Genomic DNA, 13,424 nt, shown 5'->3' on the forward strand with positions numbered 1-13,424 from the left:
GCCGGTACCGGAGCGTCATTCGAGCCCCACCAGGGCGGCCCTGCGCCGGTATCGGGCGAGCTGGTCGCGCTCGGCCGGGGCGAGGCTCGCACCGATCGTCTCCGCGGCGTAGGTGACGGACACCCCGCCCACCGCTTCCTGTCGCAAATCCTGCGGGTTGTTGATCACCCGCGCCGCGAGGGTGAGCACCACGGCAAGGACGTCGCCCGGCACCGAGCTGTACCCGGCGGTGTAGGTCACCAGGGCCGGGGTGTACGGATGTCGGATCACCCGGAGCCGGTCACGAACCAGCTCCCACCCCGAGGGTTCGACCACTCCGCCGGCTACCGTCACGGCATCGACCGAGCCGACCGGCCGGAGCGGGAGCGTGATCCACCCGTCCCGCGGGGTGAACGTCGCCGTAGTCGTCCGGCGGATGAAGTCGCATCGAGCCTCGGTGCGCACGATGCGCGAGGCGACGTCGAGCACCAGGGCGGCGCCCTCGGGCAGCTCGGCCGGAGTGCGCTGCATCCACAGCGCGAGATGGTCGACGGTTGCGAGCGGGGGCAGTACGGTCACGGTGCCCCCTTCGGGTTGTCGGTGATGAGCTGGGCGCCGCACTCCATGCACCGCGTGACGGTCTGCCCCGGCCCGTCCGTACCGGGCACCGGAAAGCGCTCGATACGGACGGACGAAGGGCAGGAATCCGTGTGCGGAATTCGGGAGAGCGCCGCAGCGCGCTTACGCGGCGGCATTCCGTCCCCTACTTGTTGAGCACGCCGTTAAGGCGAGCGGCAGCCTGCCCCGAGAAAAGTGCGAGGCCACAGAAAAACTCGATGCGAGTCCGGAAAGCCGGCTTGCTGTCCAGCTCTCCGAGGTCTCGGACCGAGATGCCGCCATTGGTCAGACCGGTCACTCCCTTGTCGCCCTCGTCCCGGCCCCACTTCACGGCATAGATGGAGCTCGCGTCGGTGGCAGTTCCCTGCGTCTCAGTGGTCGGCAGAATGTCGACACCCGCGGCGGTCTGGCCCGGGTCAAGCAGCGGAATACCCTGGTAAGTGGAAATCATCTTGCCGGTAAGGGCTTCCTTGACCATCTCGTATCCGCCTAGCCGGCGAGCCGATGACTTGATCTTCGCGATAATCTTCCGGTTGGCGTACAGGGCGCCGTTATTGGCCGACAGGCCCGGTACCTGGGCAATTAGGGCGTCGAGAGCGTCAAAGAAGTCGTGCGCGCCTGCCACTGGGCCCATGCCGTTGGTGGCAGTGGAAAGGACCTGTGCACCCACCAGTCGCTTACGCAGGCCGTCGAAACCCTTCGGCTCCACAGCGGTGTCCCCGTTAAAAAAAGCATCCTGGAACTTAACGGCCGAAGCCTTGACCTTGAGCGTTTCCTGAATCGCTCGCTGATCGTTCAGGTTGCCGCGGGTCGTGGCAATGAAAGTATCCACGTCTGCGTCACCACCGAGGATTACCAGAGACTCACTCTTGGTGTTCACGGTGCCGGTGCTCTCGCTGTATGCCTCGTTCACGTTTCGGAACTCGACACCCGGAAGCGTGGCCTCGGAATTGTAGGCGTAGGCATTTCCCTGAATGGTCATGAGGGGCAGGCGGTCGAGAATCGGGCTTTCCTGCACGAAGGTTTCGACCACGCCGCGCTGAAGGTCGGTCGTGCTGAGCTTCGCGGCCTCGGCAAGGGTCAGTGCCATGTAAATTTCCCCCTGGTTTTGGGCATGAAAAAAGGGCCTCGCTCGGCGAGCGGTGCCCAACTGGACTTCGGTGCCTGCTAGTTGTTGCGCTGCACCCGGCGCAGACGCTCGTACGGGCTCGCGGGCTCGGGCTCTGCCGGCTGCCGCGGACCGGCGCCGACGTCGCCCCACTTCGGGGCCTCGGCAGCGTCGGCCGCAAGGTAGGGCTTGTCCTTGACCAGCTGCTCCAGCGCGGCACGGACCGCCGTAGCGTTCACCGCAGCACCGGAGCCGGCGAGGGCGGACAGGTCGAGCAGCGCGAGGGCGTCGGCAGGGTCGCGGAGCAGACCGGCCCCCGCGGCTCGCACCTCGGCGCGTACCAGCTCGGCGGCGAACTCCTGCCGGATCTCCGACTTGAGCGCGTCAAGGTCGGTCCCCTTGTTCGCCGCGTTGCTCCGGCGGAGCCTGTTCGCCTCGGCCTCGGCGGTCTCGGCCCGCTTCTCGGCAGCCTCGCGGGCGGACTCCGCGGCGGCGAGGGCGTCGGCCTGGTCGCCACCCTTCGGGTTCGGGTTGCCCTCAGGGCCGGTCGTCGCGGTGCCGGTGCCCGTGGTGGGCTCGCCCTGGCGGTCGCCCTCGGGGCCGGTCGGGTTGGGGTTCGGGGTCGGGTCGTTGGGCATGGGGCTCCCTCTCAGAAGATGTAGCCGTGTTTGGTGAGTAGATCGATCTGTTGTTCGCGCGTCTTGGCCCGGCGCATGATCTCCTCGGGCATCATTCGCGTCTCGGTGCGGCGGGCATACCGGGAGTCGGCGGTCTTCTCCACGTCGCCGAGGTTCCGGCCTCCGAGTCCACGGCGGGTGGTCGACTCCGAGGTGATCGACACGGTTCCGCGGCTGGTGGTGACCGTCTGCATCCCCCGGCGGGCGTTGACCAGCGCGGAGATATCGGCGCCGCTCTCGATCGCCTTGACGGCCGCACCGCCAAAAGCCCGGTGCCTCTGCTCCGGGGTCATCGCTTCGAACAGGTCTTTCGGGTCTGCAAGTTGGGGCTTCGTGCTGTCGGCGAGCGGTTCCATCCCGCAGTCACAGCGTGGATGCCGGGCGAACCCGGTTGAGTGGCTGTACTGCCTGCCCGCCAACACGATGCACCGAGCGCACGCCGGAGCGTGGACCACCCGTACGTACCCCTGACACCGCGGGTGCGCCGCCATGGCGACCGAGGTAGCCGTACGGGCGGTGTCGGTGATCGTCGTGCCGGTCATCACGGCCATCTGCGTCATCCCCCGAAGGGCGGCCACCTCGGGTGCCTCGCCGAGTGCGAGGGCGCGGGCGGTCGTGATGGCCGGCTGATACAGCAGCGTTGCGAGCGGGCGCCCGTCCATGGCGACGCCCACCAGGGCGGACGCGTCCACCGTACCGAGCGGGGCTGCAATCGCCCCCTGCGCAACCATGCTGGCGCTCACGAAGGCTTGCGCGCCCTCGGCGGCGGTGAGCTGTCCCACGGTGACCGCCCGCAGGACGGCGGCGCCCGCCTCGCCGTTCATGGCGGACAGGATGCGGTCCGCCGGGACGTCCCGCCAGACGGCCTGTACCGCGTCGACCACGCTCCGGCTCACCCCTTGCACCTCCCGGTACCGGGCGTCCGCCAGCGTCGCCGAGCCGGTCACGCTGCTACCTCGACCGGGTCAGCCGACTGCCCCTGGTCGGGCTCGGACTTCGGTCCGAACAGCCCCCCGAGACTGCCCCCGACGATCGCGGCGGCCTGGTCCTCGCGCATCCGCTTCCACCGCTCGATCTCCTCGGGTGTGACCCCGGGAATCCTCTCCCACAGCGCTTCGTCCGGGACGTTGATCGATTTGAGCTTCGTCAAGGCGTCCGCGTACTGCGCGTCCGATCGGAACTGCGGGTCCCGCCACACCACTTCGCCGAGCCGCAGGGCGTCGGCTCGACCTGGTTCCCCGGCGGCGAGCGCTTCAATACGCATCACCTCGCGCAGGGCTGCCCCGATATGGTCCTGGCGCTCCCTAACCTTCGACACCAGCCCGGCATCATCGGCATCCAAGGTGTCCGCTGCGATGTTGGAAAGGCGGCCGACCAGGTACCGGGCTGGGGTGCGGGACTGCGCGGCGATGTGTTCAACCATGACCCCGATGACATCCAGGAATCCCCGCAGGTCGGCAGCGGAGAACTCCGCAATAGTGGCTCCCGGCTTCTCCAGCCACAGCAGACGGTCTGACCTGAATCGGCCGATCGGCAGGTCTTCCTCTCCGATGACCTCGCCCGCAGAATCCAGAATCTCCCTGACGGGCCGGTCCATCCCGAGGACGGCCCGAGCGGGCAGCGCAACCGAATCCGCAGCTGTCAGCACGTGCGCCCACAGCGTGTTGATTGCGTTCTGTAGCGGGATCACAGAGCGCAACTCGGAGTTCGGCCCCTTGGCGAGCCGTGCCCGGTTCGGAATCTCAACCAGCGGAACCACGTTCAACGGATTCGGGAAATGCGCCCGCTCGGACCGCTTGAGTCCGTCTGAACGTTCTGCCCATTCCCCGCTGTTCACGTCACGCTGCCACCGGCATACATAGTCCGGAAGGAACAGGGTCGCAAATTCGAGATTCCCGTCACGCCAGCACTTGAGACCAGCCGAGCGAACCCGCCGGCGCCCCGGAACATATTCCACAATGGACTGAGTTTCGGGCTCGAAAGTAATTTCTGTCTCTACCCCGTCCGGCTTCCAGACGAGTGCATTGCAGCGCCCGGACACCAGACTTTCGAGCATCGAAAGCCCGATTTCAACGTCGCATTCGGAGCTTTTCCAGGCGCGTGACGCAGCCTTGTCCAGCGTGCCGTCATCCAGCCTGAAAGCAAGCGGCTTCATGCGCTCAATCATGGTGTTCGGAACTGTCGAGCACCAGTTGTCCGAGAAGCCGTCAAAAAGCCCTCCGGTCTGCGCCCGAAACTCCGGAGAGGCGAACATCAGGGGATGATCACCATCGTAGTACTCGCCGTACCGGGCTGCCCTTATTCGGCGCCCCTCCAGCCTCCGTCGAAGGCGGGTTGTCATCTCTAGCGGCGTCTCTGCCACATTTCCCCCTTCGGGCCCATCAAGCACTCACAGCACGCGACTTCCGGAGCGGGCGGCGGATATACCCGTCAAGCGCCATAACCGTTGCCGCGATTCCGTCTATTCGCGCCGAGGACTTGTCGCGGTCCGGTTTGACCGGCCTCATGTTATCGTTTCCGTCCCGGTACACCTCGACCACACTCGCATTCCAGCGGAGAACCGGGTTACCGCCGTGCTGTATTCGTCCCTCGCGGAGCAGCCTTTCCAGTTCCTTGCAGCCCGGGGACATTCCTAGGTAGGTCTGCGCGACCGGCACCAGGTCGACCCCGCGGGTCTTGGATTCGACGCGCTGCACCAGCTGACCTGCAAACATACGGTCGTAGCTAATGCGCTGCATATCCAGCCGGCGGCAGTCTTCGACCACCTGCCGCTCAATGGCGGTGTAGTCAATTGCGTCGCCCTCGGTGAGGGTGAGCAACCCCTGATTAACCCACTGACCGAGCGGCACCTGTAGCTGCTGTTCCAGCTCGGGCAACCGTTCCTCCGGCAACCAGAAACGGGCGATCAGCTCCAGCTCAACGCCGGGCCGCTTGGACTCCACCGCCATAACCCATGCGGACAGGTCCGAGACCGCGGAAAGATCGATCCCACCCCATGCCCGACGGCGCCGGAAAGCCTTCTCGTCCACCACCCCGGCATTCGCGTCCCACAGCGTGAGAGGCAGCCAGCGCGAGGACGAACGCATTCTCATGTTGAGCGACAGCCGACAGAACGTTGGGAAGTAGCTCGGCGTACTCTTGGCCTTGGCAGCCTCGCGGCGCATGTATGCCAGGCTCGGACTTACCCCGAGGCCCGGATTAGCCTTCCGCCAAGTCTCCTCCGCGAAAGGGTCATCCCCGGGCTCTGCGGCCCAGATAACCCCGTAGTGGCCGGGGTCGGAAACTACCCCGTCCGCAATCCTTCGAGTGTAGGTGTGTTTCTCGTCGTAAATACTGCCTTCGATTCCCTCGTCGGCAGTGGTAATGAAAACAACTAGCGGTTGGTCTCGGGCACCTGTTCCGGTCTCGATAGCGTCGACCAGGTCTCGCCGCTTATGGACGTGCACCTCATCGACAATGGCCCCGGAAACGTTCAGGCCGTGTGCGGTTTCTGCAATTTTGCTGAGCGCACGGAATAGCCCGCCGGTTCGGGGCACGCGAATGAGTCCGCGCAGGACTTCCACCCGTCCCCGGATAGCTCGGGAAGTGAGCGCCATTCGCTTAGCGTCGTCAAAGACGCGCTCCGCTTGCGGCAGGCTGCCCGCAGCGGCGTAGACCTCGGCACCAATCTCGCGGTCAGCGAGCAGCAGCACCAGGCCGATGCCAGACGAAAGGGTCGACTTGCCCGCCTTACGGGGCACCTCGATCCACGCTGTCCGGATAACTCGGACGGGGCGACCAACTTCCGGATCGTCCCACAGCCACCCGAAGAGGGGAGCAATGATCCACACTTTTTGCCACGGGGCGAGCCGGAGCCGACTTCCACCCCAACGCCCCTTCGTGTGCCGCATGCTCTCGATAGCGGCGATAGCCCGCCGGGCAGCCGGAACCGAGAAGTAGGCGCCGGGTTGCTGGTGTTGCTGGTTAGCCACGACCAGGGGCCGGGATTCAAGTGCCTCGGCTATCTCGTCCTCGGTGAGCCCGAGTTCGAGCAGCGCGTCACGGGGAACGGGGAGGGCTGCGTCAGTCGAAGATCCCGTCATCGTCGCCCCCGGTTTCCGGCGGGGTGATCCTGGTCGCGGACGCCGGGCTGAGCCCGAGTTCGCCCACCAGGGCCCGCAGATGAGACCGGTAGCCGGTCACGATCGTGGTCCACGGGTTCTTCACCCGCCCTCGCTCGGTCTCGACCACAAGACCTTCGCGGCTCAACTCCCGCTCGCCCTGCCAGATTCGGGCGGCGGTCACACAGAAGTCGGTGGCCACCTCACGCTGTGAGTCGACCAGGCCGGCGGACACCACCAGCGCCGGAACAACCCGGGCCCAGACATCCGCGGCGAAGGCGCGCACGCCCTCGGCCTGGTCGCCGGGCAACAGCTCGGACCAGTCCGGTTCGATCGGGTCAACGGGCTCGAACCGGGCGCCCTCGGTGTGCCGGTCCGCCCGGAAGGTGCCTTCCCGCACCGCCGCAATGTGTGGCTTCGGCTTCCGCCCTGGCATGGACACGCTAGGTCACCTCCACAAGAATGGTTGCATTAGCCATCTGATTTTTTTGCCTCCCTGCCGGTCAGGGTCAGGAGGGGAGGGGGTCACCCTCCTGGGTAAACCCGCAGGTCAGAGCCCTGTGACCGGCTGACCCGCTCGGCAGCCCAACCACCCGGCTGGTGGGTGGCGGTCTCGCGGTTGTGACACTGCGTACACAGCGGCCTGAGCCGGCTCCACGCGTCCGGGTCTTCGACACCTCGGGCGAGCAGCGAGCGGCGCGACTCCGGGTGGTGGTCGGCGACCACGGCGGCCCGTCCGCACAGCAGGCACCAGGGGTGCGCGTAGATGTACGCACGCCGGACCCGGGCCCATCGTCGGGAGTCGTACCCGCGCTCTGCCGCGCTGCCTCGCTGCTGCTCTGCCTCGCGCTGGTGCTGCGGACAGCGACCACCACGGGCAGTCAGCTCGGGACATCCGGGAACGCTGCACGGGGGGCGGGGTCTTCGGGGCATGGGGCACCTCCGATCTGTAAAGAGGTAGCGGTTTGATGACACTCCGTTATGGGGAGATCCACCGCACGTCGGCAGCGAGCCGGCAAGTAAGGAGACCGCCATGCCCGAGACCACGCCCAACTCCAAGGGCCCCGCCAAGGTGCAGATGTCACCCGAGCAGATGGCAAACCTCGGGCTGACTCCCACCCCCGAGACGGCGGCGCCCAAGGAACCCGCGCCGATCCCGGCATCCGAGGTCAAGCCCGAGGACATCGCAACCCTGTCGATCGAGTACCGCGACGGTCAGCCCGTGGTCGTCGCAAGCGGCGGGAAGTACGTCCCGTCCGAGCTCCCCGTTGTGAGCAGTTCTGGCGCGGTATACGCGGTCCGATTCGCCAAGGAGAACGGCCAATGGGTCCTCCACACGCCCGACCCGGTGTCCCTACCGGCTTCCGGAACGACGTCCGTACCGGCGACCAACATCGATCCGATTTTCTTCCTGTACCACTCTGGGATTGATAGGTGAACCCGCACTAACAGATGAAGTCTCACCCGCCCCGGTACGGACCTCTCAGAGCCCGCGCTGGGGCGTCGTGCTGTCAGAACGGCACGACGAACATGCCGAAGTCCTCACGGGTCTTCCCTCGGTGGCACGGGCGGCACAGCGACCACACGTTGTCGTCCGTGTCCTCGCCGCCGAGGGCGAGCGGCTGCCGGTGGTCGACGTCGACCAGCTCGGCGGGAAAGCCCTCGCCGCACAGTCCGCACACCGCGGAGCCCGCTCGGTCGACCAGCCGGCGAAGCCTCTCCGCGCCGCTGTGGCGCCGTGCCACCAGGGCGAGCAGCCTCCGCCGTGCCCGGACACTCGGGCGGGCTTCGTAGGCCGCGTGGTGGGCCTCGCAGCGTCCCCGGTGAGTCGGGGGTGAGAGGCAGTCGATACAGCGCACGGTGCCCCCTCGGTGGACAGTTGCATCAGGCCGAAGACCACGATCTCTGTGCATCGCGTCATCCGGCAATGGTGGGGACTGCACTCGCTCACGACCCGTTTCGGCCCGCCCTGGCGGACGGGGTCACTCGTGAGCGGTACAGCCCCCGCCCCCTGCCGCACGACTCCGGCGGCCACCCGGTGGCGCGGGTGCGTGGTGCACGGGCAGGGGTGTGAGAGAGAGGCGCAGGCACTCGGTCCGCCTGTTCCCGTCGGTGGGGTGCGCGGTATTCCTGCGCTCCCTCTCTCGGAAGTAGAAGAGGGGGACGAATTCCCGCGGTCCGCCGAGCGGCGCGGTCCGGGTCGTCCGTTCCCTTCTCCCGGGAGTAGAAGAGGGGGACGAATTCCCGCCCGGGTCCAAGGGTGACGGGGTGACGTTCGAAGGGGTGATTTCAGTTTTTCTCTAGACTCGCTGTGTCATAGAAGAAACTGGATTTGACCCCTCGAACGTCACCCCGTCACCCTCGGGCTGTCCAGCAGCTACGCCGCTGCGCCGACCGGCTCGACAAGGCGGACCCGGCTGCCTGCCGCGGGGGCCGCCCCGGGGGGCGTACTCAGCTCCGTACGGAGCCCGGCCATCTCGTCCACCGCCGGGTCCAGGTCGCCCTTGATGGTGAAGGTGACCCGCCGCGTGTCGAGCTTCCGCCACCCGCCCCGGGTGCCGCGCTTCACTTCGAGCCGGGCCCCGGCGTCGACCAGCATGCGCCGTCGGCCAGCGAGGTCCGCCGTTGCCCAGTCGTCCGCGTAGGTCCGACCGGTGTCCGTCACCACTCGTTGGGGCTCGGTCTTCTCGCGGGACTCCAGCTCGGCTATTCGGCTGTCCAGCGCGTCATGGTGCTTCTGCCACTCCTGCGCGGCGTGCTTGGACTTCTGGTTCCCCTGGTTCTTCAGGTGTGCGGCGAACTCGGCCACGGTCGCGTTCAGCTCCGGCTCGGGGTCGTAGCCGGGTACCTCCACGACCGTCCTCGTTCGGATGGGGCCGACCAGCCGTAGGAACTCGGCTTCGACATGGTCGTCCGCCCAGTCTCCCCGAACGTTCGACGGAGCCTCGCACTCGTCCCCGCGGGCGTGGTGGTTGCACTTGTACGTGGGGTTCTTGCCTTCCTGCGCGTTCAGGTACATGCGCCCGCCGCACGAATCGCAGTAGATGACCCGAAGCAACAGCGAGTTCGTGTCGACCCGCTCGCTGTTGTTGATGCTACGGCCGTTCAGGACTGCGCCGATCCGGTCGAACTCCTCGCGGGTGAGGATCGGTGTTTCGGTCTGCATGATCGGGTTGCCCTTGTCGTCGCGGACCGGCTTGTCCTTGTGCAGCTTCCAGCCGAGCAGCATCTCACTGCGAAGCATCCGGGTGACGGCTGCCGGGGCCCACTGGAACGCCTCCCGCACGACGTATGCGCCCTTCGTTGCGCCGGTCTTGCCGCCCCGTTCGCGGCCCATCTTGTTGGCCCAGTAGTCGCGCGGGCTGAGTACACCATCGGCGTTGAGCCCCGCAGCGATGGCGGACACCGTGGCACCCTCCAGCAGCTCCCGGACGATCCGCTCAATGACCGCCACGGCGTCCGGATCGGGCACCAGCGTCCAGCCCTTGCCGCCGTGCTCCTCGGGCATGGGGGCGGGCATGTAGCCGTAGGACGGACGAGAGCCGCGCCAGCGAAGCGGCATCCGGCGCATGGCCGCCATCGCGCCGGTAACGCGCTCCTTGATCGACCACGCTTCCATCTCGGCCGCAAAGGCGAACTGATTGAGCATCATCCGCGTGACCGGGTCGAGCGGGTTTCGGAAGTCGAATTGCTGCATCCCGCCGCCGATGCCCTCGGCAAAGACAATCAGCTTCTGGTACTCGCTCGCCCATTCGGCGAGCCGGTGCATGTCGCCTTGCGATCGGACGGCGCGGTCGAAGCGCCACCACACGATCACGTCGAAGCTGTCGGGGTCTGCGATCCACTTGCCCAGCCCCGGACGTTCCCACGGAGCGGTCTTGCTTGCCGACACGTCAAGGTCGACGGCCTCGCGGCGCTGGTCACCCTCGCCGAAGTCGATGTTCAGCATTTCGGCGGCGCGGTCGTTGGCCTCGCGCTGCCGCTCGGGGCTGGTCGTTTCGTCCGTCAGTACGGACAGGCGTACAGCCGAGACGCCCCGCAGGCGCCCGGAGAACACGGTGCCCGTGGAACCGGGCAGGGTCGTCCTAGTCATACCCTCCGTGGAGGGGGATGAATTCCGCAGGTCACGGGTAGGGGTGGCGGTCGACACCGGGGACTACTCCAGAACTGGTAGTCCGGAGCGTTGGGGTCGGCCAGGGTGACCCAGCCCTTGCCGTCCGGGGTGCGGTGGTCGGCCAGCACAGTGGCGCCCAGGGCGACCAGGCGCTCCACCTCCTCGTCCCGGCCGCGGTCCTGCGGCTGGAGGTCGAGGTGGGTCCGGTTCTTCACCGACTTGCCCTCGGGCACCCGGATGAAGAGCAGCGAGGCGCCGGCGGAGTCCACCAGCGCCTCGTCGTCACCGGGGTTGTCGTCCTCGCCCAGGGTGCCCTCCAGCGCCCGGGCCCAGAAGGAGGCCAGGGCGTGCGGGTCGGCGCAGTCGATCGTCACATGTCGTACCAGAGAAGCCATGTGTCCACTCTCACCTGCACCGTTCGGCTTCGTCCAGCCTTTTCCGGGAATGCCGGTGCCCGTCCAGCGGGTACGGCGGGAAGGCCGGGACGATCTCCGTGAAGGCGTAGCCGCTCTTCTCCGCGACCCGGCAGGAGGCGTGGTTGTCGCCCGCATGGAGCAGGTCGATCCGGCGCAGGCCGTCCTCGGCGAAGGTGGCGAAGGCCCAGGTGGTGAGGGCCTCCACCGCGCGCGGGGCCACGCCCCGGCCGCGGGCCGGGGCGGTCGTCCAGTACCCCACCTCGGCCGTCCCCCCGCCGGGGGTGGGGTACTTGAGCGCGACGTTGCCGACCAGCGCGCCGCCGTCCAGGACGGCGAAGCTGTACCGGGTGCCGGCCGCCCGGCCCTCCTCCTGGGCGCGCAGCCAGTGCGCGGCCTGGTCGGCGTCGTCCACCAGGGTGCGGAGGAAGCGGCGCAGGGTCTCGTCCCGGTAGGCCTCGATCAGGGCCGGCGCGTCGGCGGCCTCGAAGGGGCGCAGCAGCAGGCCGTCGGCCATCGGCAGTGCGGCGACGGTCACTTGAGGCCCTCCCAGCCCCAGCGCGGGGTCGGGCCGGGATCGCCGAGGTCGGTGCCGACCGGGGAGGCGGAGACGTCCTCGGCGATCCTGGTGCCCCAGTCGAAGTACTCCAGCACCCGGCGGCGCAGCAGCTCGTCCTCCGGAAGCTCCGCGCGGACGGCCTCGGCCATCAGCTCCATCCAGCGCAGCCGCTGCTCCTCGGTGGTGGCCAGGCCCAGGTGGGCGCGGAGCAGCGCCTGGTGACCGCCCAGTTCACCGGTGTAGCCCGCCGGGCCGCCGAAGACCTCGGCCAGCCAGACCGCGACGCGCTCGATGTGGGTGGGGGTGAAGTCGGCGAAGACCGGGGCGAGCAGGGGGTCGGCGAGGGCGCCCCGGTAGAAGGTGCGGCTGAGCCGGCGCAGGGCGTCGATGCCGCCGACGGCCTCGTAGAGCGGGCCGGACCGTTGGTCGTTCATGGGTGTGCTCCCCGTGGTTGGACCGTGCGTTGCGACCTTCCTAGCAGGCCGGGGCGCGAACGGCGGTCCCGGGCCCGCCGTTCGCGCCGGGTTCGGCGGGCGGCGGATTCGGCGGGCGGCGGGTTCGGCGAGCGGCGGACGGGGCTCCCGCTTGACCCTGACGTTGGCGGCAGGGTCGCAGGGTGGGGCCATGAACGACGAGAGCGGGACGCGGGGCAGGGTCGTGGTGGTCACCGGGGCCGGGACGGGGATCGGGCGGGAGACGGCGCGGGCCTTCGCGGCCGAGGGGGCGCGGGTGCTGGCGGTGGGACGGCGGCTCGAACCGCTGGCCGGGACGGCGGCCGCGCACCCGGCGCTGATCGAGCCGCTGACCGCGGACGTGACCGGGCCGGACGCGCCGGAGGAGATCGTCCGGGCGGCCGTGGAACGGTTCGGGCGGCTGGACGTGCTGGTCAACAATGCCGCGATCGTGCGGAGCCGGCAGGACCTCGGCGGTTTCGACCGGGCGGGCGTCGAGGCGCTGCTGGCCACCAACCTGGTCGCCCCGGTGCTGCTCGGGCAGGCCGCGCTGCCCGAGCTGGAGCGGAGCCGGGGCGTGGTGGTCAACGTCAGCACGGCCGTCGGGCAGCGGGGCTGGCCGGGCAACTCGGTGTACGCGGCGAGCAAGGCGGCGCTGGAGACGGTCACCCGCAGCTGGGCGGTGGAGCTGGCGCCGCGCGGGGTCCGGGTGGTGGCGGTGGCGCCCGGGGCGATCGACACGCCGATCGGCGAGCACTCCGGGTACGGCCCCGAGCAGCGGGCGGCGATCCGGCGGTGGCAGATCGAGCACACCCCGCTGGGCCGGATCGGCCGCCCGGCGGAGGTGGCCTGGGCGATCACCCAACTGGCCTCGCCGCAGGCCTCGTTCGTGACCGGCGTAGTGTTCTCGGTGGACGGCGGCGCGCTGGTGGGCTGACCGGGAGGGGACGGGTGGCGGTGCGGATCGGCGAGCTGGCGGCCCGGACGGGCAGTACCGCGCGCGCTCTGCGGCACTACGAGCAGGCCGGGCTGATCGAGTCCGGGCGGGCGCCGAACGGCTACCGCGAGTACGGCGGGTCGGCGGTCGTCCGGGTGCGCAACATCCGCGCGCTGGTGGCCGCCGGGCTCACCCTGGAGGACCTCCGGCCGCTGCTGGGGTGCCTGGACGGGGACGTGCTGGCGGGCCGGCCGTCCGCGCGGGTGCTGGGGATCGCCCGGGAGCGGCTGGCGGTGCTGGAGCGCCGGATCGCCGCCCAGACGGAGGCCCGGGACCGGCTGGTGGCGGCGCTGACGGCGGCCGGGGAGGCGGATCCGGTGCCCGTGGACACCGGCCCGGCGCCCACGGGCGGGTGACACCCCCGTTCGGGGGTGTGCAGGGCGCGGACGGGGGAGGACAGTGGGCGC

The 13,424-nt window shown here is 68.8% G+C and carries 15 protein-coding genes; 3 read left to right on the top strand and 12 right to left on the bottom strand.

Going from position 1 to position 13,424, the window contains the following annotated elements:
* Positions 1-15: 15 nt before the first annotated feature.
* The 7 genes from ACFVUY_RS15680 to ACFVUY_RS15710 form a co-directional block, all read right to left on the bottom strand.
* The gene (locus ACFVUY_RS15680; RefSeq protein ID WP_387730239.1) at positions 16-558 is read right to left on the bottom strand and encodes a hypothetical protein; all 543 of its coding nucleotides are present in this window, start codon (positions 556-558) and stop codon (positions 16-18) included.
* A gap of 184 nt (positions 559-742) precedes the next feature.
* A complete protein-coding gene (locus tag ACFVUY_RS15685) occupies positions 743-1,687 on the bottom strand; it encodes a major capsid protein (RefSeq protein ID WP_387730241.1) in 945 nt (314 codons plus the stop codon).
* 77 nt (positions 1,688-1,764) lie between these two features.
* The gene (locus tag ACFVUY_RS15690) at positions 1,765-2,343 is read right to left on the bottom strand and encodes a hypothetical protein (protein WP_387730244.1); all 579 of its coding nucleotides are present in this window, start codon (positions 2,341-2,343) and stop codon (positions 1,765-1,767) included.
* Positions 2,344-2,354: 11 nt separating this feature from the next.
* On the bottom strand, positions 2,355-3,329 hold the full coding sequence (locus ACFVUY_RS15695) for a hypothetical protein (RefSeq protein WP_387730246.1): 975 nt from the start codon (positions 3,327-3,329) through the stop codon (positions 2,355-2,357).
* Positions 3,326-4,723: a phage portal protein gene (locus ACFVUY_RS15700; protein WP_387730679.1), complete on the bottom strand. Its 1,398-nt coding sequence runs from the start codon at positions 4,721-4,723 to the stop codon at positions 3,326-3,328. The genes ACFVUY_RS15695 and ACFVUY_RS15700 overlap by 4 nt, the downstream gene beginning before the upstream one ends.
* A 40-nt stretch (positions 4,724-4,763) precedes the next feature.
* Positions 4,764-6,464: a terminase large subunit gene (locus tag ACFVUY_RS15705; RefSeq protein ID WP_387730248.1), complete on the bottom strand. Its 1,701-nt coding sequence runs from the start codon at positions 6,462-6,464 to the stop codon at positions 4,764-4,766.
* Positions 6,445-6,882 carry a P27 family phage terminase small subunit gene (locus tag ACFVUY_RS15710; RefSeq protein WP_387730251.1) on the bottom strand — a complete coding sequence of 146 codons (438 nt, stop codon included), beginning with the start codon at positions 6,880-6,882 and terminating at the stop codon, positions 6,445-6,447. Before ACFVUY_RS15710 ends, ACFVUY_RS15705 begins: the two co-directional genes overlap by 20 nt.
* A gap of 633 nt (positions 6,883-7,515) precedes the next feature.
* Between ACFVUY_RS15710 and ACFVUY_RS15715 the strand changes: the two genes are divergently transcribed.
* Positions 7,516-7,920 (top strand): hypothetical protein, encoded by a 405-nt coding sequence (locus ACFVUY_RS15715; RefSeq protein WP_387730253.1) that lies wholly within the window; start codon positions 7,516-7,518, stop codon positions 7,918-7,920.
* A gap of 73 nt (positions 7,921-7,993) precedes the next feature.
* Here ACFVUY_RS15715 and ACFVUY_RS15720 read toward each other — a convergent pair whose 3' ends face one another.
* The 5 genes from ACFVUY_RS15720 to ACFVUY_RS15740 form a co-directional block, all read right to left on the bottom strand.
* Complete coding sequence (locus ACFVUY_RS15720) at positions 7,994-8,227, bottom strand: HNH endonuclease (RefSeq protein ID WP_387730256.1); 234 nt, start codon at positions 8,225-8,227, stop codon at positions 7,994-7,996.
* Positions 8,228-8,859: 632 nt separating this feature from the next.
* Complete coding sequence (locus ACFVUY_RS15725) at positions 8,860-10,575, bottom strand: recombinase family protein (RefSeq protein WP_387730259.1); 1,716 nt, start codon at positions 10,573-10,575, stop codon at positions 8,860-8,862.
* On the bottom strand, positions 10,572-10,991 hold the full coding sequence (locus ACFVUY_RS15730) for a VOC family protein (protein WP_387730262.1): 420 nt from the start codon (positions 10,989-10,991) through the stop codon (positions 10,572-10,574). Before ACFVUY_RS15730 ends, ACFVUY_RS15725 begins: the two co-directional genes overlap by 4 nt.
* Before the next feature lie 10 nt (positions 10,992-11,001).
* Entirely contained in the window at positions 11,002-11,526 is a 525-nt protein-coding gene (locus ACFVUY_RS15735) for a GNAT family N-acetyltransferase (protein ID WP_387730681.1), read from the bottom strand.
* 17 nt (positions 11,527-11,543) lie between these two features.
* Positions 11,544-12,002: a group II truncated hemoglobin gene (locus ACFVUY_RS15740; protein ID WP_387730264.1), complete on the bottom strand. Its 459-nt coding sequence runs from the start codon at positions 12,000-12,002 to the stop codon at positions 11,544-11,546.
* A 190-nt stretch (positions 12,003-12,192) separates the two neighbouring features.
* On the opposite strand from ACFVUY_RS15740, the gene ACFVUY_RS15745 reads away from it, so the two are divergent.
* Positions 12,193-12,957: an SDR family NAD(P)-dependent oxidoreductase gene (locus ACFVUY_RS15745; RefSeq protein ID WP_387730266.1), complete on the top strand. Its 765-nt coding sequence runs from the start codon at positions 12,193-12,195 to the stop codon at positions 12,955-12,957.
* Positions 12,958-12,977: 20 nt separating this feature from the next.
* The gene (locus ACFVUY_RS15750) at positions 12,978-13,373 is read left to right on the top strand and encodes a MerR family transcriptional regulator (protein ID WP_387730683.1); all 396 of its coding nucleotides are present in this window, start codon (positions 12,978-12,980) and stop codon (positions 13,371-13,373) included.
* Positions 13,374-13,424: the final 51 nt, after the last annotated feature.

This window comes from Kitasatospora sp. NPDC058063 (assembly GCF_042885395.1).
Classification (GTDB): domain Bacteria; phylum Actinomycetota; class Actinomycetes; order Streptomycetales; family Streptomycetaceae; genus Kitasatospora; species Kitasatospora lactacystinica.